This window comes from Bacillus sp. ISL-34, from assembly GCF_018613325.1.
Taxonomy (GTDB): domain Bacteria; phylum Bacillota; class Bacilli; order Bacillales; family DSM-1321; genus Peribacillus.
The window spans coordinates 49,054-70,080 of record NZ_JAGGQJ010000009.1 but is presented as its reverse complement, the minus strand read 5'-3'; the positions used below and the strand labels follow the sequence as shown (position 1 = coordinate 70,080).

The window sequence follows — 21,027 nt, the reverse complement described above, 5'->3', positions numbered from 1 at the left end:
GAGTAAAAGGTGAGAATTCACGAGTAAATAGTGTGAATTCACGAGTAAACGGCGAGAATTCACGAGTAAATGGCGGAAATTCACGAGTAAAAGGCGTGAACTCAGAGTAAAATGCGAATTGACGAGTAAACGGCGAGAATTCACGAGTAAAACGCAGATTCACGAGTAAACGGCGAGAATTCACGAGTAAACGGCGGAAATTCACCAATAAACGAGCCAAACTAACGGTAAAACGCCTGATTTCAGTATCCTAGCAGGAAAAAAGGGCATAAACAAAGAAGGTAAAGGAGAAGGAGTTGATGTATGGATGCTAAAACCGTGTGAAAAGCCTATGAAAATGCTCAAACTGGAGGCATTAAGCAGGAGGCTATCAGCAAATCATCCAAAACAGGAAAGAATAAGGAACGATTTCCGGAAAATCCGTACAGGATTTAACGGTGAGCGGAGTATTGGAAAAGAGTTGAAGAATCTTCCGAAAGAATATCGAGTGTTTCATGATTTGAGGTTAGGCTATGATGGGAGTGGTTATTTTCAAATGGATTTCCTAATAATCACCCGGAATTACTGTATCATCATTGAAGTGAAAAACTTTGCGGGAACGCTCTATTTTGACCGTAACTATCCCCAATTGATTCGGACAAAGGATGGACAGGAACAGGCATATCTGGATCCACTAATCCAGGTTGACGTGCAAAAGTCCCGATTAAATGATTGGCTTACTTTTCACAAAATCCCTTCGCTGCCGATTGAAACGCTTATTGCCAATGCAAACTCGAATACCATCATCAGGACTACCCCAGGTTTTACCCCCATTTTCAAAAAAATCACGGGAAAAGAAACACTGATCTCCAAAATTCACACCCTTGAAGAAAAGTATCCTTCTGAGCAATTAACCCAAAGGCAGAGAAATAGACTTTCGAACACAATTCTGCAAAAAAACACTCCGCATAATCCTGATATACTCGAATTGTATCAAATCGATGAGCATGATCTGCTCAAAAGCGTTCAATGTCCTGATTGTTTAGCTCTCCATATGCAATATCACTGGGGCAAATGGTCATGCAGTCAATGTTCTTACACTTCAAAGGATGCCCACATTCAAACTCTTCGTGATTTTGCTCTTCTCATAAAACCCAATATTACGAATAAACAAGCACGGCTCTTTTTACAAATAGATTCAATTGATATCATGCAACGGATGCTCTCTGCACTGGAATTGCCTTATTCGGGGCAATTTAAAAATAGAGCTTATAGACTTGAGGGATTAATTCACGAGTAAATGGCGGAAACTCACGAGTAAATGGTGCAAATTCACGAGTAAAGGGCCCAAACTCACGAGTAAACGGCGGAAACTCACGAGTAAATAGTGCAAATTCACGAGTAAAGGGCCCAAACTCACGAATAAACACCCCAAACTCACGAGTAAATGGCGGAAACTCACGAATAAACACCCCGAACTAAAGAAAAATCCCCAAAAACCCTTAAATAAACTTCAAATCTTCCCATTTAAGTAACATTCGGCAATATAGATTCGTAAATTATAGTAAGGTTGAGCAATAGTCAGCCAAGGATAGAAAGTAGTGAGGGCTTTGAAGGATTTATTGTATGCAAAGAGGAAGGAAATGCTTCAATTAGTGGAGCGGCTAGTGAATATAGATAGTGGTTCTCATACGAAAAAAGGTATTGATGAAATTGGTTCGATTTTAAAAAAGAAATTTGAAAGTCTGGATTTTATTGTGAATACAGTTGAGCAACAGAAATATGGCAATCAGCTGGTGATCCAGCATCGTGAGGCACATCAACCGCATATTCTGATCGTTGCCCATATGGATACGGTTTTTCCGGAAGGGACAGCGCAGAAACGTCCTTTTAAGGTGAAAGGAAATCGGGCATACGGTCCTGGTGTAGCGGATATGAAGTCTAGTTTGGTTGAGCTTCTTTATGCGATCCATTGCTTGAAACAGACGGGGCAGACAGGCTATAAGCATATCCAAATCATTCTTAATAGCGATGAGGAGATCGGGTCTCCGTCGTCCGCTTCACTCATATCGGAAAAAGCAGCCGATAAGAAGTTCGCGTTAATTCTTGAACCGGCAAGGGCGGACGGTTCGCTTGTCACGGCAAGAAGGGGCTGCGGACAGTTCAAAGTGGATATCGTCGGGGTGGCCGCCCATTCAGGGATCGAACCGGAAAAGGGACGAAGTGCGATTGAAGAATTGGCCCATAAGATCATCGCCTTACACCGACTGAATGATCAAAAGAAAGGAATCGGCGTTAATGTCGGTATAATTGAAGGAGGCTCCGCTGTCAACATGATCGCTTCCCATGCGGCTGCTTTCGTGGATGTGCGGATTTCGGAAAAAAAGCAAGAAGGCATCATCCTCAAGCAGCTGAAAAAAATCTGCGCTGAAACCTATATTCCAGGAACGAAAACGACCTTAAGCGGGAAAATGGACCGTTCCCCCATGGAAAAGAATGAGAAAACGAACTTGCTATTAGATACGATCCGTCAGGCGGGGAAGGAAATCGGCATCGAAATCACGGATACGGCCACTGGTGGAGGTTCGGATGCTTCCATCACTTCTGAATTGGGAATCGCGACAGTGGACGGACTCGGGCCCATTGGAGGGAATGCACATAGTGAAGAGGAGTATTTGGAAATTCCGAGCCTGACGGAAAGGACTCTCCTTTTGGCGACCGTCCTTCAAAAATTATCAAAAATGAACTAGAGAACCAATTCCGATTAGACTGCTCATATTTCGCTTGTCATAAATGATGTTTATGATATATTGTTAATTGGGAAGCTAAATAAGAACAGAATTTATTGGAGTTGAATATATATGCTGCATCAGTTTTCACGAAATGAATTGGCAATTGGCAAGGAAGGAATCGATATACTGAAAAACACGACCGTTGCTGTCCTTGGTGTAGGAGGCGTTGGTTCATTTTCAGCCGAGGCGTTGGCACGTACGGGGGTAGGCCGTATTATTCTTGTGGATAAAGACGATGTCGACATCACAAATGTAAACAGGCAGATCCATGCTCTATTATCAACAGTCGGTCAACCGAAAGCGGAATTGATGAAAAATCGCATTCAAGACATCAATCCCGACTGCGAAGTGATCGCTCTAAAAATGTTCTATACAGAAGAAACGTTTGAGGAATTCTTCAGTTATGGCCTGGACTATGTCATTGATGCGTCAGATACGGTCATTTATAAGATGCATGTGATGAAGGAATGCCTGAAACGGAATATCAAGGTGATTTCAAGCATGGGGGCCGCCAATAAGATGGACCCGACGCGTTTTCAAATTGCCGATCTCTCCAAAACGCATACCGATCCGCTTGCCAAGGTCATTCGTACTAGATTGCGTAAAGAGGGCATAACAAAGGGAATTCCGGTTGTCTTCTCCGACGAGAGCCCTATTGTCATTCGTGAGGATGTCCGAAAAGAAGTCGGCAATGATGAGGCAAAAATCCGTAAAGCCCAAATGCCGCCATCTTCGAATGCTTTCGTACCATCCGTAGCGGGCTTGATTGCAGCTAGCTGGGTGATCAATGATATTTTAAAAGACATTGAAGTTCGCCGTGTAAACGATTGATAAGAAGTTAACTGACTCTATAAAGGGTCAGTTTTTTTGTGTCGAATAGTAGATATTCCCTTTAAATAACTTTTTTATCCATATCTTATAGACGGGGTCGAAAGAATGAGATACACTATTTTCAGAATATTATTTTTATTCAAATATTCTGTTTAATCAAAATAGCATAGAAAACAAGGGGGTTTCAAATGAAGAATAAAAAGCTAGCAGGAGTGTTTCTATCACTTTCATTGGTTGCAGGTGCGCTGGCAGGTTGTAGTGGCGGCGACTCGAAAACTAGCAGTTCAGGCGGGGGTTCTTCAAACTCAGGTGACACAATCAAAATTGGGGCCAACCTTGAATTGTCCGGAGGTACGGCATCATTCGGCCAATCGGCTGCCGATGGTTTGCAACTGGCCATCGATGAGATTAATAAAGAGGGCATCGACGGAAAAAAACTGGAAATCGTTAAGGTTGATAATAAATCAGATGCTGCAGAAGCTACAAGCGGTTCGATCAAGCTGGTCAGCCAGGACAAGGTTGTGGCTGTAGTCGGATCTGCGACAAGCACTAATACATTGGCACAGGTTCAGGTCGCACAGGATAATCAAGTTCCTCTACTCACACCAACTGCAACAAATCCCGACATCACCAACAAAGCTGGAAAGTTAAATGATTATGTGTTCAGGACTTGCTTTATCGATCCATTCCAAGGTACGGTGGCTGCCAATTTCGCAACTGACGAAATAGGGGCAAAGACGGCTGCGATCTATGTGGATAGCGCAAGTGATTATTCCAAAGGATTGGCCGCAGCTTTTAAAGAAGCGTTCACTGCCAAGGGCGGTAAAATCGTGGCTGAAGAAGCTTATGTAACGAAAGATACTGATTTCCGCTCTACATTGACACGTATCAAATCCGCAAAACCGGAGTTCGTTTTCCTTCCTGGTTATTATGAGGAAGTCGGATTGATTTTAAAACAGGCACGTGAAGACGGCATAGACCTTCCATTCATGGGCGGAGACGGCTGGGATTCCCCGAAGGTCGTTGAAATTGCCGGAGCGGATGCTTTAAAAAATACCTATATCACGAATCACTATTCCCCGGAAGATGAAGATGCAAAAATCCAGGATTTCGTTGCAGCCTTCAAAAAGGAATACAATAAAACACCGGATGCCTTTGCCGCACTTGGCTATGACACTGGCTACTACCTGGCTGATGCCATCAAGAGATCCGGTGATGCTTCTCCCGAAAAAATCAGACAAGCGCTGGAAGATGTCAAAGATCTTCAATTAGTTTCCGGAACGCTGAACCTTGATGAAAACCATGATCCGATCAAATCGGCGACCATCTTGGAATATGTGGATGGCAAACAAACATTCAAAACAAAAATCAATCCATAATACCTTACGTGGATAGGGGGCATGTCCCCCCTATTCTATATTCACTTAAAAAACACCTTAACGGGGAGAGTGCAATATGGAACTGATTCAGCAATTGGTAAATGGCATTTCACTCGGAAGCATTTATGCTTTGATCGCGCTTGGTTATACGATGGTATATGGAATCGTCAAGCTCATAAACTTCGCCCATGGCGACGTATTCATGGTCGGTTCATTTGTAGGGTTTTACGCCATTACCGTAATGGACTTATCCTTCATCCCAGCTTTATTGATTTCAATGGTCTCATGTGCCATCTTTGGCGTTTTAATTGAACGCATTGCTTATAAACCCCTTCGTAATGCAACACGGATTGCGGCCTTGATAACGGCCATCGGTGTTTCCCTTCTGATAGAAAACGGGCTGATTTACATCCGGGGCGCCCAGCCGGAAGCCTATCCAAATAATGTCCTTCCGATGGATAAACTCGATATATTCGGAGTTTCCATCAGCAGTCAATCGATATTGATCTTATCCGTTTCCATCATATTAATGATCATCCTACAATTCGTTGTCCATAAAACCAAAATCGGCAAAGCGATGCGTGCCGTTTCATTCGATTCCGAAGCGGCCAAGCTGATGGGAATCAATGTGAATAATACGATTTCAGCTACGTTCGCCATAGGTTCGGCCCTTGCAGGGGCGGCTGGTGTCATTTTTGGAATCTACTATATTAAAATCGAGCCGTTGATGGGTGTCCTTCCTGGCCTTAAAGCATTTGTTGCCGCAGTCTTGGGCGGCATCGGCATCATTCCGGGCGCGATGGTCGGCGGTCTTCTGCTTGGAGTGATCGAGGCTTTGGTCAGTGCTGCCGGTTATTCACTATGGCGCGATGGTGTGGCTTTCGTCGTACTTATCTTGATTTTGATTTTCTTGCCGCAGGGACTGTTCGGTAAAAATAAAAGAGAAAAAGTATAGGGGAGACATAGCGATGACTACTTTAAAGAATTCAAAGGGTTTTTGGCTCTCGATCGTGCTCGCACTTATTTTTTTCGGAATCATGCAGTACACCATTTCAAACGGAATGCTCAACCCATTTTATATCAACACGCTCATGTTCATCGGCATCAATATCATGCTGGCGACGAGCCTGCATTTAATCATTGGAATAACCGGGCAGTTCTCGATCGGACATGCAGGTTTTTTAGCGGTAGGGGCCTATGCTTCGGCAGTCATGACAATGAAGCTGGAACTTCCTTTCATCATGGCTGTATTGGCTGGGGGCGTAATAGCCGCTGTTGCGGGCATGGTGATCGGGGTACCGAGCTTGCGTCTGAAGGGGGATTACCTGGCGATAGCTACGCTTGGATTTGGGGAAATTGTCCGGATCGTCCTTTTGAATATTGACTATGTAGGCGGGGCAAGCGGGATGCAGGTATCCCACCTGACTACTTGGCCATGGGTTTTTGCCTGTGTGATGATCACCGTCATAGTCATCAGGAATTTCACCAATTCGACTCACGGTCGTGCATGCATATCCGTAAGGGAAGATGAAACGGCAGCTGATGCGATGGGAATCAATACGACCTATTATAAAGTGGCGGCTTTTGTCATCGGAGCTTTTTTTGCCGGAATCGCCGGATCGCTTTATGCCCATAATTTCTATATAATCCAGCCGTCTAATTTCGGTTTCCTAAAATCCTTCGATATACTGATTTTCGTCGTACTTGGCGGTCTTGGAAGTCTTTCAGGTTCGGTTTTGGCCGCAATTTTACTGACGATCGTGACGACATTCCTTCAGGATTATCCGGAAACGAGGATGATCATCTACAGCCTTGTCCTGATCCTGATGATGATTTTCCGCCCGCAGGGTTTAATGGGAACAAGAGAGATCACATCATTGTTCACACATAAAAAAACGAAAGGGGGCCCAAAGGATGGAAGCCACAATACCGTTGCTTAAAGTAGATTCGGTGGGTATCCGTTTTGGCGGATTGAAAGCTGTGTCCGATGTGAACGTGGAATTATTTCCGGGGGAACTTGTAGGCCTGATCGGGCCGAATGGAGCTGGGAAAACGACCTTCTTCAATTTATTGACGGGTGTGTATGTCCCTACAGAAGGAACGATTGCCTTGAACGGGGAAAACCTGAATAAGCAGCCGCCTTATAAAATTACCCGAAAAGGGATCTCGAGGACCTTTCAAAACATTCGCCTCTTCAGTGAGTTATCCGTGATCGATAACGTGAAGGTTGCTTACCACTCGCTTGCCAAGCATGGAATTCCAAGCTCCATATTCCGGTTGCCGGAACATTTTTCCGGGGAAAAGGAAATGGATGAAAAGGCGCTGGAATTCTTGAAGATTTTCAATCTCGACCATTTTAAGGATGAAAAAGCGAAGAATCTTCCATACGGACAGCAAAGGCGGCTGGAAATCGCCCGTGCCCTTGCCGCCAATCCAAAGCTTCTTTTACTGGACGAACCAGCAGCCGGGATGAACCCGCATGAAACGAAAGAATTAATGAACCTCATTGCTTTTATCCGGAAGGAATTCAACCTTACCGTTTTGCTCATCGAACATGATATGTCACTGGTCATGGGGGTATGCGAACGGATTTACGTTCTTGATCATGGACAGCTTATCGCTCACGGAAAGCCGGAACAAATCCGCAACGATCCAAAGGTTATCGAGGCATATTTAGGGGAGGAGGTTTCCTGATGCTGAAAATAGAGGACATCAATGTTTATTATGGCAATATCCAAGCGTTAAAAGGGGTTTCCATGGAGATAAACGAGGGGGAGATCGTGACTTTGATCGGGGCGAACGGAGCGGGAAAAAGCACGTTGCTCAAAACGATATCCGGTCTGTTAAAACCAAAGCAAGGAAAGGTTCTGTTCGAAGGCGATCCGATTGGAGGGAAAGCTGCACAGTCCATCGTGAAAATGGGCATATCCCATGTACCTGAGGGGCGACGTGTCTTTGCCAACATGACGGTTGCCGAAAACCTGGAGCTTGGGGCCTATTTACGGAAAGACAAAGATGGCATCAATAAAGATATGGAAAAGGTGTATCAGTTATTTCCGAGGCTGTTGGAGAGAATCAAACAGCAGGCCGGCACACTATCCGGCGGTGAACAGCAGATGCTTGCAATGGGCCGGGCATTAATGGCGAAACCACGTTTATTACTGCTCGATGAACCTTCGATGGGCCTTGCACCGCTTCTGGTGAAGCAAATATTCAACATCATCCAGGAAATCAGTGAGACCGGAACAACAATCCTTTTGGTCGAGCAAAACGCCAACCTTGCATTATCGATTGCAGACCGGGCTTATGTAGTTGAAACGGGCCGAATCGTCCTCTCGGGCAATGCCGAGGAACTCACTTCAAGTGAAGAAATAAAAATGGCCTATTTAGGAGGCCATTGAACCGCCGTTTGGCGGTTTGAGCAAAGTTAATTGGAACGAGTATGCGAGACTCCTGCGGGAAAAGCGTGTCAAAGGGCGCCTAACGTTCCATCAACGTTCTTATTATACAAAAATCAATTATTATCGAGTTTGTCTACAGTCAAGAACCGCCATTTGGCGGTTTTTTTGTTTGATGATCGGGTTATGCAAAATATACAGAAAGATAAAAAAGCAGAGGAGCTTCATGCATGATTTTATACATCCAATATAGTATTATTCAATTTTGATATAGGAATTAAGACTAAAAAAGAACAAAAAAACTGGGTTTAATTCCCTATCAATATCCTTCTATTTTGGTAAAAATGTAAGTAATAGGATGAAAAAGATAAGAGAATGAATAAAATTTTTTGAGCAGTAAATAAGGAGTTTGTAATATTAATATAATTAAATTATCAGTTTTTTCTGTTTATACCGCCTATTTTTGCAATATTTAAAATATATAAAGATAAAAACGATATAGTACTTCCTGTGAAAAATATCCTATTTAGCGAAATCTTCTCACAATTATTGTATAGACGGAATGAAAATTATGCGGTAAACTATTTTTCGAAATATTAATTTAATTTAAAAAATTTCATCTAATCAATTTTTTCTGAGGCATCTTGAATAAATATTCATGCATCAGAGCGATGATTACTAAACGGGGGGATTATTTATGAAAAAGAAAAAGTTAGCAGGTGCATTCCTTTCTCTAACACTTGCTGCAGGAGTGCTGGCTGGTTGTTCCGGCTCTGGTTCATCAGAAAAATCAAGCGGTGATGGAGATACGATCAAGATCGGTGTCAACCTTGAATTATCTGGCGGTGTCGCCTCATATGGACAATCGATTGCAGAAGGCCTGGAGCTTGCGACTGCAGAAATCAATAAAGAAGGCATTGACGGTAAAAAAATCAAACTTATAAAAGTCGATAATAAATCTGAAGCGTCAGAAGCGACAAGCGGAGCGATCAAGCTGACATCACAAGATCAGGTTGCAGCGATCGTAGGTGCAGCGACAAGCACGAACTCGATTGCACAAGTACAGATTGCCCAAGATAATAAAGTGCCGGTCATCTCACCTTCTGGTACAAGCCCTGAAATCACTTTCAGCAAGGATAAATTGAATGATTACATTTTCAGGACAAGCTTCATCGATCCTTTCCAAGGGACGGTAGCTGCAAATTTTGCCACTTCTGAAATCAAAGCGAAAAGTGCAGCCATCTATATTGACAGCGCAAGTGATTATTCAAAAGGGTTAGCCGCAGCCTTTAAAGAACAATTCGAAAAAAATGGCGGAAAGATCGTTGCTGAGGAAGCTTACATTGCGAAGGATACTGATTTCCGTTCCACATTGACTCGTTTGAAATCGGCAAAACCTGATTTCATTTTCCTTCCTGGTTACTATGAGGAAGCTGGTTTGATCGTAAAGCAGGCACGCGAAACTGGACTTGACGTTCCATTCATGGGCGGCGACGGCTGGGATTCTCCTAAGCTAGTTGAAATTGCCGGTGCAAAAGCTCTAAATAACACGTTCATCACGAACCATTATTCTTCAGGTGACCCTGATGAGAAAATTCAGAATTTTGTGTCAGCGTTTAAAGCGAAGTACAAAGATAAATCCCCGGATGCATTTAACGCTCTAGGATATGACACAGGATACTTCCTTGCAGACGCGATTAAACGTGCTGGTTCAGCGGATTCAGAAAAAATCAAAGAAGCGCTGGAAAAAACGGCGGACCTTGAGCTTGTAACAGGTACATTCACATTGGATGAAAAGCATAATCCAATCAAATCTGCGACCATCCTTGAATTTAAAGAGGGAAAACAAGTATTCAACACAAAAATCAATCCTTAATTTCGGAGAACAACTCCAACCCTTTCGCCGGCCCTTCGTCATATGAAGGTGCTGGCGAATTCTCATTTTCAAGCATGTCAGCTCGCTGGACATCCCCATAGCGGAATGAAAAGAGTCTGGACTAATCACTCATAAAATTAGATTTTCAAGGAGAGTCGAACATGGAATTGATACAACAGTTAATAAACGGGGTTTCACTAGGAAGTATTTATGCCCTTATCGCTCTCGGATATACGATGGTTTACGGGATTGTAAAATTGATAAACTTCGCACATGGCGATGTATTCATGGTCGGCTCATTCGTTGGGTTTTATTCGATAACGGTCCTGGATCTGTCATTCGTTCCCGCCCTATTAATCTCGATGACGGTCTGTGCACTGTTTGGGGTTTTGATCGAGCGTATCGCGTACAAGCCATTGCGTAACGCAACACGTATTGCGGCACTTATCACTGCAATCGGTGTTTCCCTTTTGATCGAATACGGATTCATCTACGTCCGCGGTGCACAGCCGGAAGCTTATCCGAATGATGTATTGCCGGCTGACAAGTTCGATATTTTTGGCGTTTCCATCAATAGTCAATCGGTTTTGATTTTTGGAGTGGCCGTACTTCTAATGATCATCCTTCAAATCATCGTTCATAAATCAAAAATAGGAAAAGCGATGCGTGCCGTTTCCTTCGATGCGGATGCAGCCAAGCTGATGGGAATAAATGTCGATAACACGATTTCTGCCACCTTTGCAATCGGTTCCGCATTGGCTGGGGCAGCGGGCGTCATTTTCGGTATTTACTATATCAAGATCGAGCCGCTCATGGGTGTGCTTCCGGGATTGAAGGCATTCGTTGCCGCCGTACTTGGAGGAATCGGGATTATACCGGGCGCGATGGTCGGTGGCCTATTGCTAGGTGTCATCGAAGCTTTGGTCAGTGCCGCCGGTTACTCATTATGGCGTGATGCTGTAGCCTTCGTCGTACTGATTCTTATCTTGATTTTCATGCCACAAGGCTTATTCGGTAAAAACAAAAAAGAAAAAGTATAGGGGAGACAAAGCAATGACTACAATTAAGCGAGCAAAAGGTTTTTGGCTCTCGATTTCACTATCATTGATCTTTTTCGCCGCAGTTCAAGTGTTAATCGGCGGCGGATCGCTAAATCCTTTTTATCAAAATACGCTCATGTTCATCGGGATCAATATCATTCTGGCAGCGAGCCTGCACTTGATCATCGGGATAACCGGGCAGTTCTCCATCGGACATGCCGGATTCCTGGCAGTCGGTGCCTATGCTTCAGCCGTTATGACGATGAAGCTGGAAATGCCATTTTATGCGGCATTGATAGTCGGCGGTTTGGCGTCAGCGCTGGCTGGCTTGATCATCGGAATTCCAAGCTTACGCTTAAAAGGTGACTACCTGGCGATTGCGACCCTGGGTTTTGGTGAAATCGTCCGGATCATGCTTTTGAATATCGATTATGTCGGCGGGGCGAGCGGCATGCAGGTTTCCCATTTGACCACTTGGCCGTGGGTATTCGCTTCCGTCATCGTTACGATCATCGTCATCCGAAACTTTACTAGCTCGACCCATGGCAGGGCCTGCATTTCGATTCGCGAGGACGAAACGGCTGCCGATTCGATGGGAATCAACACGACCTATTACAAAGTTGTCGCATTTGCGATCGGTGCTTTTTTTGCCGGTATTGCTGGAGGGCTTTACGCTCATAACTTCTATATCATCCAGCCATCGAACTTCGGATTCCTGAAATCATTTGATATTTTGATCCTAGTCGTGCTTGGCGGCCTTGGAAGTCTTTCAGGTGCCGTATTGGCCGCTATACTACTGACAGTCGTCACGACTTTCTTGCAGGATTATCCGGAAACAAGAATGATCATCTACAGTCTTGTGCTTATCGTGATGATGCTCTATCGCCCACAAGGTTTAATGGGGACTAAAGAAATAACATCCATGTTCAAACGTAAAGGAGGAAGCAGCCATGAAAAAAATAAAAACACCGCTGCTTAAAGTCGATTCGGTCGGCATCCAGTTCGGAGGGCTTAAAGCCGTTTCTGATGTTAACGTCGAGTTATATCCAGGAGAACTGATTGGCTTGATCGGTCCGAACGGCGCTGGAAAAACAACTTTCTTTAACTTGCTGACAGGAGTTTACGTCCCGACGGAGGGCACGATTTCTTTGGAAGGTGAGAACTTAAGAAAACTGCCTCCATATAAAATCACGCAAAAAGGGATCAGCCGGACATTCCAGAACATTCGCTTATTCAGTGAACTATCCGTGATCGATAATGTAAAAGTGGCCTATCATTCACTTTCGAAGCATGGCATCTTAAGTTCGATCTTCCGCATGCCGATCCATTTTAAAGGCGAAAAGGAAATGGATGAAAAGGCGATCGAGTTCCTGAAGATTTTCAACCTCGATCAATATAAGGATGAAAAGGCGAAGAACCTGCCATATGGAAAACAAAGACGTTTGGAAATCGCCCGTGCACTTGCAGCCAACCCGAAACTTCTTTTGCTGGATGAACCGGCTGCGGGGATGAACCCCCAGGAAACGCACGAACTAATGAACCTAATTGCCCTCATCCGTGAGAAATTCGATTTGACCGTATTATTGATAGAACATGATATGCCGCTTGTCATGGGTGTTTGCGAGCGCATATACGTACTCGATCACGGACAACTGATCGCTCAAGGAAAGCCTGAGGAAATCCGTAACAATCCAAAAGTCATCGAGGCCTATCTGGGCGAGGAGGTTTCATAATGTTAAAAATCGAGGACATCAACGTCTATTACGGAAACATTCAAGCCTTGAAGGGAATCTCGCTTTCTATTAATGAAGGCGAAATCGTAACCCTGATTGGGGCGAACGGAGCCGGGAAAAGCACGCTGCTTAAAAGCATTTCCGGCCTATTAAAACTAAAACAAGGGAAGATCATATACGAAGGGCAATCCATCGGCGGTAAGGCAGCACAATCGATCGTGAAAATGGGCATCTCCCATGTCCCTGAAGGCCGGCGGGTCTTTGCTAACATGTCCGTTGAAGAAAACCTTCAGCTTGGTGCTTATTTACGCAAAGATAAGGCAGGCATCAAGCAGGATATGGAGAAAGTCTATGAATTATTCCCGCGTTTGCTGGAGCGCCTGAAACAGCAATCCGGAACCCTTTCCGGCGGGGAACAGCAAATGCTCGCAATGGGAAGGGCACTCATGGCCAAGCCCCGGCTTCTGTTATTGGACGAGCCATCGATGGGACTTGCGCCATTATTGGTGAAGCAAATCTTTAATATCATTGAAGAAATCAACAAAACAGGTACAACGATCCTGCTGGTAGAACAAAATGCCAACTTGGCACTATCCATCGCGGACAGAGCCTATGTTGTCGAAACCGGCCGTATTGTCCTATCAGGTAAATCAGAGGAACTGACCGCAAGCGAAGAAATTAAGAATGCCTATTTAGGAGGACATTAAACCGCATTATAGCGGTTTCAGACTGTAGGGAAACTCGAAGGAAAGCGAGTTTGCCTGCAGTTTTTTTTTGAGGGTTTGTAAAATAAGAACGTTGATTTCCTTTCCAGGAACTCGCTTTCCGCGGGCGGTCCGGGAGCCTCCTCGACGCTTCGCGTCTGCGGGGTCTCCCTTGGACTCGCTTTTCCCGCAGGAGTCTCGTACCTTCCGATCCAATCAACTTTGTTTTAACAGTAAGATAAACTTCTTTTGCCTACAGTATTTTTGAGGGTTTTGATTTCCTCTCTAGGCACTCGCTTTCCGCGGGCGTCCGGGAGCCTCCTCGCCGCGTCGCGCCTGCGGGGTCTCCCTTGGACTCGCTTTTCCCGCAGGAGTCTCGTACCTTCCGTTCCAATCAATTTTATTTTAACGGTAAGATAGAACTCCTTTTGCCTGCAGTTTTTTTGAGGGTTTGTAAAATACGAACGTTGATTTCCACTCCAGGCACTTGCTTTCCGCGGGTGGTCCGGGAGCCTCCTCGACGCCTTTACGCCTGTGGGGTCTCTATTGGCCGCGCTTTTCCCGCAGGAATCTCGTACCTTCCGTTCATTTAAAATATAGGTAGAACCCCATTTTGCCGACGAACTGAAGCCGCTTTATGGCGGTTTTTTTTGTGCAAATAAGTTAATTTAACTAGATAAAAAGGTTAGTAAATCCAAATCAGACGGTATACAATCTAGTTAGGAATAATAGTAGAATTGGTTCATGATATAACCTCATCGATAGCTATTCTTAATCATATTTTTTGGAGTGATTGTATGAACAAACTTATTCAGGTTATACTGCCGGTATTATTACTGTTTATTATTCTGCCAATCTACGAGCCAGATGCTGCTTCTGCGGAAGAGACGCCGCAATCTGATGGTGTCATCGTTAAATATAAAGAGAAAAACGATGAGCCGATCAACGAGTTGATAGAAAAGGTGGAGGTTCCTAAAGGGGAAACGACCGACAACCTGATCGAGGAACTTGAAGAACAGAAGAATGTGGAATATGCAGAACCAAACTATCTTTTCAAGAAGATGGAAAGCCCGAACGATCCAGCCTACATAGACCAGTGGCACCATAAAAAGCTTGGTACGAATGCAGCGTGGACAAAAACAATGGGATCAAAGGAATTGATCGTGGCCATCATTGACGACGGCATCGATCGCAACCACGAAGATTTAAAAGGGAGGATTGTCAATGCCTATGATACGATACGCAATCGGAAGCATATCGTACCAAAAGGGGCGCATGGAACGCATATCGCTGGCATCATTGCCGGTTCTGCGAACAACGGCATCGGCGGAACGGGTGTTGCTCCGAACGTTAAACTAATGCCGATCAATGTCTTTGATGGGGAGTATGCAGATACTGCCGATATCATTGAAGCGATACATTATGCCGTTCAGCAAAAGGCAAACATCATCAATATGAGTTTAGGAGACACCAGTTACTCGGAGGCCTTGAACAAGGCTGTCCAGGAAGCCTATAAAAAAGGCGTACTGATTGTCGCGGCTGCCGGGAATGAAGGGGATATGGGGAAAAATGTACAGCGTGTGTACCCAGCGGCATTCAGCCACGTCATTTCCGTTGCTGCCACTAACTCAAGTGACAAGCGTCCCAGTTATTCCAATTACCATTCAACAGTTGATATTGCGGCACCTGGAGATGATATCCTTTCAACCTTGCCATATGGTAGATACGGCTGGATGAGCGGAACATCTATGGCCACGCCGATGGTTGCTGGTGTAGCGGCACTGATTTGGTCACATGAGCCCAAACTCAACACAACGGAGGTCGAATACCGCCTCTATGATTCAGCCGTGGACCTAGGCGCAAAAGGGAAAGACATATACTATGGAAACGGGCGGGTCAATGCCAAAAAAGCACTCGAGATGAAGACGCTGACCAAACCGGCCGTGACCGCGATATCCGATAGAGACACCAAGATCAATGGGAAAATCCCGACCGATTTCAAAACGGGGACCGTCACCATTTATACCGATAAAAAACAACTCGCCACAGTGAAAATCAACGGCGGAAAAACGTTTACAGCGACTATTGCAAAACAAACAGCAGGCACGACCATATTTACTAGGGTCATCGATAATTCGGGAAATAAAAGTATACCTGTTTCATTTAAAGTGGCAGATAAAACGGCTCCTGCAAGACCGTCGGTAAATACGGTAGGTGACAATACCGTCAAAGTAACCGGCAAAGCGGAAGCAAGCTCTTCCGTCACTGTCAAAGCCGGCAGTACGGTTCTAGGCAAAGCAAATTCGAACAGTGCTGGGAATTTCACTGTAACGATGACAAAAAAACAAAAAGCCGGAAAAGTCCTATCCGTTACAGCAACCGATAAAGCAGGAAATATAAGCTCGATCAAAACCGTGACCGTCGCAGACAAAACAGCACCAAGTAAACCTACGGTCAACACCGTAACCACAAAAACAACAAAAGTAACAGGCAAAGCAGAAGCCAACTCCACGGTATCCATCAAAGCATCAGGAAAAGTGATCGGCTCTGCCAAAGCAACGGCCAAAGGCACATTCTCGGTGAAAATCCCCAAGCAAAAAGCCGGGAAGAACCTATATACCTATGCCAAAGACAAAGCGAAAAACATAAGTGAATCAAGAAGAGTAACGGTTAAAAAGTGATAGAAAAACAAAAGCAGCCCCCAATAATAAATTGGGGGCTGCTCTTGTATCAATCTTTATTTCCATACATCAATTCCGTGCTTCGGCTGTAAAGCTCAATGATATTGCCGAAAGGATCCTCACAATAGATTAAATAATAGGGCTTATTCTCCCAGGTATTCCATATATCGCTTCGCCTTCTTCCGCCAGAAGCAGCAATATCATCAGCGAGCTTTTCAATATCATCCGATATTAAGCAAATATGAAAAAAGCCCTCATAACCGCGACTCTCACCTTTAGGCATTCTCGGCTCCTCAAACTCAAAAAGCTCTATCCCCACTCCATTATCCGCCATCAAATGAGCATTACGCATCTTCTTAACAGTATCACCAAGAAGATCATTCGTCATATTATATTCATTCTCCTCACTCGCATCAAACGAATAGGGACCCGCCAATAACCTGAAACCCAACACCTGCTCATACCACTTAATCGCAGCATCCAAATCAGGTACAGCCAATCCAACATGAGTAATTGCTGTCATATGTATCCCCCCTGATAATAAAATACCCTTTTAGGTGAGGGGCAAACGGCACTGTTTTGGGACAAAAAAAAAGAAGCAATAGCCAATATTGCTTCTTTGATTACATATATCGACCTCATGAAATTCATTAAATCTCACCCTCTTCAAGCCTCCTATTATACTCAACTTTACTTATTAACCCTTTTGCATTACAGGTAAGACAATCTGTATAAATATCGTAGGCACCTGTACCTGCACAAACATGGCATTTAACATGAGTTTCCGGTATATCCTTATGCATGAATGAAAAAACTTTTCCAATATACTGCAGAATAATCATTCCCAAAACTCCTTTTTTTTCTATAATACAACGAAAAAGAGAGAAGGAAACAGGGATTACAATAACATTACTTAAAACAAATAAAACCATAACATAGTTTACATGGGATTAAAAAATGTGCTGATGCAAATAAAGAACATCCACAAAGATGTCCTTTAATGTGTAATTAATTCATTTTTCTTAAAATCCATAGGTAAGCCAATATTGAAATCCCCACAGAGACTGCTGCCATTATGTAAATGCTTATATACCCGAAAAGATAGCCGATTTGACCGAAGAGGATGGCCCCGAAACCGATTCCAAGATCAAAGAAGGAATAGAAAGTGGCATTGGCCATGCCTTTTCGATTTCGGGCAGCGTGTTCAAGAGACCACGCTTGAAGAGCCGGTTGAACAGCACCGAATCCAATGCCATAAAAAATAGCTGCCATATACAGAATCATGTTACTTGGCATCCAGGCTAGCAATAGCATCGCCACTACGATAAAAAGAGTGGATGGAATGAAGACAGCTTGATGTCCTTTTTGATCATAGATTTTTCCAGCAAACATCCGTGTGAAAAAAAGCGCTAAAGCGTAAAGAAAAAAGTAACCTTGAATACCTGTCAGACCTTTTTCGATTGTATAAAGCGGTAAGAAGGTAGCAGTCCCGCCAAAAGTTACCGTAATGAAAAAAACAAGAACGGACGGAGCAACAGCGCTTTTTTCATAAATGTCAAACCTATTAGTTTTAACAGGGACAGAAGCATGATCTACTTTTTTATAAGTAATTGTTGAAGCCATGATCCAAGCTGCCAGGCTTAATACACCGCAAAATAAAAACAAATGTTGAAAGGTTAAAACATCCGCTAACAAAAGCCCAAATGAAGGACCAAAAGCCATCGCCAAATTACCCGATAAAGTGAAGTATCCCATTCCCTCACCCCGACGCTTTGCTGGGATAAGATCGGAGGCAATCGTACCTGATGCGGTGGTCGTATATCCCCAGCCAATCCCCTGTACAGTCCTCATAGCACATAGAAGGAAAATACTCATCATAAATCCAAACGAACCAATCGCTACAGCCAAAAGAGCTAGACCGAACAGGAAAACAAAACGTCTGCCTTTTGTTTCCAGGGCCTGTCCAGCAAAGGGTCGGACAATCAGGGCAGAAAATAAAAACATGCCAGCAACTAACCCAATATACCGTTCATTGCCGCCAAGCTCCTTTACAAAAAGCGGAAGGGTCGGGGAAGTCATCTGAAAAGATAAAAAAACAAAAAAGTTAGCCAAGAAAATCATAATAAAATCACGCGACCAGATTTTATTAACAACCGGAAGTTCTTCTTTTAACAAGGGTACACCCATAATAGTTATTCTCCTTAATTGATAGTAATTATCATTCTCATTTTACTAAAGTTATAAAGAACAATCTATAAAAATTAAGTGATCACTATAAATCTAAGTAATATTGACTACAACAAAATAAAAAGAGCCCTAGGGCTCTCTAAAATAAACTATTAATAATCAATTTTATCCAACCAATAAAAGAAATCCATAACGGTATGCTCAAAGATGTACCAAACAAAAGTCCTTTTAAAAAATTCCCTTCATTTTCACCTACCATATTGAACACACCTTTCGGCTTGGTTTTCTTGTGATAATTATAAATGAAAGCGCTTTCTTTTTATATGAGACATTTGATTCATTTCTACTAAATTATGCAGGGCGCTTAGAAAAGAGTTTGCGCGTGACACTTCGTTTCATTAATCATGGACATTAGGGGTTTTCAACAGAGGATTTGATAAAAGGAAAGAAAATTGATTGAAGCGTTCATACAAGAAGATCCAGATCTGATAATTTTGCTAATAATAAACATTATCAATCATTAAGCTTTGAACAGACGGAAAAAGATTTGGAAAGCATCATGACAAAGTTACAGAAAGAGCTGCCAAATGCAAAGGTTCTAATATTTTCACCAAACCCAGTTGCCAATTGTAAAACGAAGAATAGTTTAGGGTTTAATTATTTGGATTATATTCAAGCTTCCGAGCAGGTCACCAAAACGAATAAATGGGCATATATGAATAGTAAAGAAGAGATAGAAAAGAAGCTGAAAAAAAGAATATGAGATTGGCTGATATACTGACTAATGATAACATCCATCCCTATGACCAAGGGCATTACATATGGTTCGAGGTTTTACAGGAATATTTTAAGTTGAAGAAGTAGTAAAAGGGGGGAAAGTGGCTAAATCGACGTTCCCCCTTTAATTTTATTTATTGCACCTAAAAGAAAGCGATTTCATAGCTTCTCAATCCTTATAGGCATCACTTTCTATCTTGAATAAATTCGCGCATTTCCTCTTTCGATATTCCTGACCCCATAACATCCTGCATGATTTCCATCCACTCTTCATCCATGACCTTGACTGCTTGTTCATTTAACAGAGCATCGACCTTAATACATAGGATTCTAGCGATTTTTTCCAAGACTAAAATAGTTGGGTTTGTTTGAAGGTTTCTTTCCAGTGAGCTTATATAGGACTTGGCAACGCCGGATTTTGCGGAGAGTTCACTAATTGACATTTTCCTTTCTTCCCTAAGCGACTTGACTCGGTAACCTATCATAATGACCACACCTAACCATTAATATGAATATTATATACACATTTAAACTATCACTTTCAGTTTACACATTTTCCTTACATTTTTAATGATAACTAGGCACTAAAATACTTGACACAATTATATGTATAAACGGATTTTTATGTTTAGGTAGGCATTTAGTTAGGTTTGTTTTTAGAAAATATTGTTAAATCACAAAAAGGCATAACAAAATATGGTAATGAGTGTATACTTAGGTTTATTAAAATTTCAGGCGCAAATATTCTGGAAAATGAGTAATTTAATTGTCATTAATACAATATTTTAAATTTAGAAATTTGGTGTTTTCTTTTTTGTAAAATTAATTTGGTATTTGAAAAGTATTCTTAGATTGTAAGTTTCATGTAAATTTCCTTGAAAATACATAAAAGTAGGCAATATTATGGTATAATGCAATAGGTCATTTTTAACATATCAGGAGGATGAAATGGAAGAAACTATTAGTATTAAAGATATTTTTAAAACATTAAAGAAACGTTGGAAGCTAATCATGCTGCTGACATTAGTTGCCGCTTTGATTAGTGGAACAATTTCTTATTTCTTATTAACACCCGTTTACGAATCTTCAACACAGATTCTTGTTAATCAGAAAAAATCGGATAACTTATTGGACTCTAATCAAATACGATCTAATATCGACATGATCAATACATACAGTGTGATCATAAAAAGCCCCGCCATTTTGGATAAGGTTATTGATGAGCTTGAATTAGACCAAAGCGTAGAACAACTAAGTGAAAAAATCACGATTAATAGTCAAGAAAATTCGCAGGTCTTCTCTTTAACGGTTCAAGATAGTAAACCGTCACAGGCTGTAGAAATAGCAAACACTGTTTCTGAAACTTTCCAAAAGGAAATCAAAAATATCATGAACGTCGATAATGTTAGTGTTCTTGCCAAGGCAAAAATAGAGGAGAACCCTACTCCTGTAAAACCTAATCCATTATTGAATATCGCAATTGCGGTAATAGTTGGATTGATGGCTGGAATAGGCTTGGCATTCCTACTAGAGTATATGGACAATACGATTAAGGACGAGGAAGATATTGAGAGACTCCTAGAGTTACCTATACTTGGATCTATTCAAAAGATTACACAGGTACATAATAAAGGATAAACAAGATAAGAA

21 protein-coding genes are annotated in these 21,027 nt (G+C 42.7%); 16 read left to right on the top strand and 5 right to left on the bottom strand.

The window, feature by feature from the left end; translation table 11 throughout:
* Positions 1-220: hypothetical protein (locus J7E52_RS09275; RefSeq protein WP_214745218.1), on the bottom strand; the 220-nt coding region annotated here is incomplete at its 3' end.
* Positions 221-307: 87 nt separating this feature from the next.
* On the opposite strand from J7E52_RS09275, the gene J7E52_RS09270 reads away from it, so the two are divergent.
* From J7E52_RS09270 to J7E52_RS09205, 14 genes are all read left to right on the top strand, one after another.
* Positions 308-1,279, top strand: a complete 972-nt coding sequence (locus J7E52_RS09270) for an NERD domain-containing protein (RefSeq protein ID WP_214745216.1) — start codon at positions 308-310, stop codon at positions 1,277-1,279.
* A 301-nt stretch (positions 1,280-1,580) separates the two neighbouring features.
* Positions 1,581-2,729, top strand: a complete 1,149-nt coding sequence (locus J7E52_RS09265; protein ID WP_309476871.1) for a M20 family metallopeptidase — start codon at positions 1,581-1,583, stop codon at positions 2,727-2,729.
* A 111-nt stretch (positions 2,730-2,840) separates the two neighbouring features.
* Positions 2,841-3,602, top strand: a complete 762-nt coding sequence (locus J7E52_RS09260; protein WP_214745214.1) for a tRNA threonylcarbamoyladenosine dehydratase — start codon at positions 2,841-2,843, stop codon at positions 3,600-3,602.
* A gap of 188 nt (positions 3,603-3,790) precedes the next feature.
* Positions 3,791-4,981: an ABC transporter substrate-binding protein gene (locus J7E52_RS09255; RefSeq protein ID WP_214745212.1), complete on the top strand. Its 1,191-nt coding sequence runs from the start codon at positions 3,791-3,793 to the stop codon at positions 4,979-4,981.
* 76 nt (positions 4,982-5,057) lie between these two features.
* Positions 5,058-5,936 carry a branched-chain amino acid ABC transporter permease gene (locus J7E52_RS09250; RefSeq protein ID WP_214745210.1) on the top strand — a complete coding sequence of 293 codons (879 nt, stop codon included), beginning with the start codon at positions 5,058-5,060 and terminating at the stop codon, positions 5,934-5,936.
* A gap of 13 nt (positions 5,937-5,949) precedes the next feature.
* Positions 5,950-6,921 carry a branched-chain amino acid ABC transporter permease gene (locus J7E52_RS09245; protein ID WP_214745208.1) on the top strand — a complete coding sequence of 324 codons (972 nt, stop codon included), beginning with the start codon at positions 5,950-5,952 and terminating at the stop codon, positions 6,919-6,921.
* Positions 6,896-7,675: an ABC transporter ATP-binding protein gene (locus tag J7E52_RS09240; protein WP_214745206.1), complete on the top strand. Its 780-nt coding sequence runs from the start codon at positions 6,896-6,898 to the stop codon at positions 7,673-7,675. Before J7E52_RS09245 ends, J7E52_RS09240 begins: the two co-directional genes overlap by 26 nt.
* Entirely contained in the window at positions 7,675-8,382 is a 708-nt protein-coding gene (locus J7E52_RS09235; protein ID WP_214745203.1) for an ABC transporter ATP-binding protein, read from the top strand. Before J7E52_RS09240 ends, J7E52_RS09235 begins: the two co-directional genes overlap by 1 nt.
* Positions 8,383-9,076: 694 nt before the next feature.
* Positions 9,077-10,255 (top strand): ABC transporter substrate-binding protein, encoded by a 1,179-nt coding sequence (locus tag J7E52_RS09230; protein WP_214745201.1) that lies wholly within the window; start codon positions 9,077-9,079, stop codon positions 10,253-10,255.
* A 161-nt stretch (positions 10,256-10,416) separates the two neighbouring features.
* Positions 10,417-11,295, top strand: a complete 879-nt coding sequence (locus tag J7E52_RS09225; protein WP_214745198.1) for a branched-chain amino acid ABC transporter permease — start codon at positions 10,417-10,419, stop codon at positions 11,293-11,295.
* A gap of 13 nt (positions 11,296-11,308) precedes the next feature.
* On the top strand, positions 11,309-12,274 hold the full coding sequence (locus J7E52_RS09220) for a branched-chain amino acid ABC transporter permease (RefSeq protein WP_101222748.1): 966 nt from the start codon (positions 11,309-11,311) through the stop codon (positions 12,272-12,274).
* On the top strand, positions 12,246-13,028 hold the full coding sequence (locus tag J7E52_RS09215; protein ID WP_034308746.1) for an ABC transporter ATP-binding protein: 783 nt from the start codon (positions 12,246-12,248) through the stop codon (positions 13,026-13,028). Before J7E52_RS09220 ends, J7E52_RS09215 begins: the two co-directional genes overlap by 29 nt.
* Complete coding sequence (locus J7E52_RS09210; protein WP_214745196.1) at positions 13,028-13,735, top strand: ABC transporter ATP-binding protein; 708 nt, start codon at positions 13,028-13,030, stop codon at positions 13,733-13,735. The genes J7E52_RS09215 and J7E52_RS09210 overlap by 1 nt, the downstream gene beginning before the upstream one ends.
* A 794-nt stretch (positions 13,736-14,529) precedes the next feature.
* Positions 14,530-16,413, top strand: a complete 1,884-nt coding sequence (locus J7E52_RS09205) for a S8 family serine peptidase (RefSeq protein ID WP_214745194.1) — start codon at positions 14,530-14,532, stop codon at positions 16,411-16,413.
* Between the two features lie 49 nt (positions 16,414-16,462).
* Here J7E52_RS09205 and J7E52_RS09200 read toward each other — a convergent pair whose 3' ends face one another.
* The 3 genes from J7E52_RS09200 to J7E52_RS09190 all read right to left on the bottom strand — a co-directional run bounded on the left by J7E52_RS09200 (position 16,463) and on the right by J7E52_RS09190 (position 18,600).
* Entirely contained in the window at positions 16,463-16,936 is a 474-nt protein-coding gene (locus J7E52_RS09200; RefSeq protein WP_214745192.1) for a VOC family protein, read from the bottom strand.
* A gap of 127 nt (positions 16,937-17,063) precedes the next feature.
* The gene (locus tag J7E52_RS09195; RefSeq protein WP_048681418.1) at positions 17,064-17,255 is read right to left on the bottom strand and encodes a hypothetical protein; all 192 of its coding nucleotides are present in this window, start codon (positions 17,253-17,255) and stop codon (positions 17,064-17,066) included.
* 166 nt (positions 17,256-17,421) lie between these two features.
* Positions 17,422-18,600: an MFS transporter gene (locus tag J7E52_RS09190; protein ID WP_214745190.1), complete on the bottom strand. Its 1,179-nt coding sequence runs from the start codon at positions 18,598-18,600 to the stop codon at positions 17,422-17,424.
* A gap of 559 nt (positions 18,601-19,159) precedes the next feature.
* Between J7E52_RS09190 and J7E52_RS09185 the strand changes: the two genes are divergently transcribed.
* The gene (locus J7E52_RS09185) at positions 19,160-19,363 is read left to right on the top strand and encodes a hypothetical protein (RefSeq protein WP_214745188.1); all 204 of its coding nucleotides are present in this window, start codon (positions 19,160-19,162) and stop codon (positions 19,361-19,363) included.
* A gap of 199 nt (positions 19,364-19,562) precedes the next feature.
* Here the strand turns inward: J7E52_RS09185 and J7E52_RS09180 are convergent, their stop codons facing one another.
* On the bottom strand, positions 19,563-19,862 hold the full coding sequence (locus tag J7E52_RS09180; RefSeq protein ID WP_214745187.1) for a helix-turn-helix domain-containing protein: 300 nt from the start codon (positions 19,860-19,862) through the stop codon (positions 19,563-19,565).
* Between the two features lie 463 nt (positions 19,863-20,325).
* Between J7E52_RS09180 and J7E52_RS09175 the strand changes: the two genes are divergently transcribed.
* On the top strand, positions 20,326-21,015 hold the full coding sequence (locus J7E52_RS09175; RefSeq protein WP_214745184.1) for a YveK family protein: 690 nt from the start codon (positions 20,326-20,328) through the stop codon (positions 21,013-21,015).
* Positions 21,016-21,027 lie beyond the last annotated feature (12 nt).

Excerpts from the sequence above, each read along its gene's own strand:
- J7E52_RS09270 (WP_214745216.1), top strand. The coding sequence starts at position 308 with ATGCTAAAACCGTGTGAAAAGCCTATGAAAATGCTCAAACTGGAGGCA.
- J7E52_RS09260 (WP_214745214.1), top strand. The coding sequence starts at position 2,841 with ATGCTGCATCAGTTTTCACGAAATGAATTGGCAATTGGCAAGGAAGGA.
- J7E52_RS09255 (WP_214745212.1), top strand. The coding sequence starts at position 3,791 with ATGAAGAATAAAAAGCTAGCAGGAGTGTTTCTATCACTTTCATTGGTT.
- J7E52_RS09250 (WP_214745210.1), top strand. The coding sequence starts at position 5,058 with ATGGAACTGATTCAGCAATTGGTAAATGGCATTTCACTCGGAAGCATT.
- J7E52_RS09245 (WP_214745208.1), top strand. The coding sequence starts at position 5,950 with ATGACTACTTTAAAGAATTCAAAGGGTTTTTGGCTCTCGATCGTGCTC.
- J7E52_RS09240 (WP_214745206.1), top strand. The coding sequence starts at position 6,896 with ATGGAAGCCACAATACCGTTGCTTAAAGTAGATTCGGTGGGTATCCGT.
- J7E52_RS09235 (WP_214745203.1), top strand. The coding sequence starts at position 7,675 with ATGCTGAAAATAGAGGACATCAATGTTTATTATGGCAATATCCAAGCG.
- J7E52_RS09230 (WP_214745201.1), top strand. The coding sequence starts at position 9,077 with ATGAAAAAGAAAAAGTTAGCAGGTGCATTCCTTTCTCTAACACTTGCT.
- J7E52_RS09225 (WP_214745198.1), top strand. The coding sequence starts at position 10,417 with ATGGAATTGATACAACAGTTAATAAACGGGGTTTCACTAGGAAGTATT.
- J7E52_RS09220 (WP_101222748.1), top strand. The coding sequence starts at position 11,309 with ATGACTACAATTAAGCGAGCAAAAGGTTTTTGGCTCTCGATTTCACTA.
- J7E52_RS09215 (WP_034308746.1), top strand. The coding sequence starts at position 12,246 with ATGAAAAAAATAAAAACACCGCTGCTTAAAGTCGATTCGGTCGGCATC.
- J7E52_RS09210 (WP_214745196.1), top strand. The coding sequence starts at position 13,028 with ATGTTAAAAATCGAGGACATCAACGTCTATTACGGAAACATTCAAGCC.
- J7E52_RS09205 (WP_214745194.1), top strand. The coding sequence starts at position 14,530 with ATGAACAAACTTATTCAGGTTATACTGCCGGTATTATTACTGTTTATT.
- J7E52_RS09200 (WP_214745192.1), bottom strand. The coding sequence starts at position 16,936 with ATGACAGCAATTACTCATGTTGGATTGGCTGTACCTGATTTGGATGCT.
- J7E52_RS09195 (WP_048681418.1), bottom strand. The coding sequence starts at position 17,255 with ATGATTATTCTGCAGTATATTGGAAAAGTTTTTTCATTCATGCATAAG.
- J7E52_RS09190 (WP_214745190.1), bottom strand. The coding sequence starts at position 18,600 with ATGGGTGTACCCTTGTTAAAAGAAGAACTTCCGGTTGTTAATAAAATC.
- J7E52_RS09185 (WP_214745188.1), top strand. The coding sequence starts at position 19,160 with ATGACAAAGTTACAGAAAGAGCTGCCAAATGCAAAGGTTCTAATATTT.
- J7E52_RS09180 (WP_214745187.1), bottom strand. The coding sequence starts at position 19,862 with ATGATAGGTTACCGAGTCAAGTCGCTTAGGGAAGAAAGGAAAATGTCA.
- J7E52_RS09175 (WP_214745184.1), top strand. The coding sequence starts at position 20,326 with ATGGAAGAAACTATTAGTATTAAAGATATTTTTAAAACATTAAAGAAA.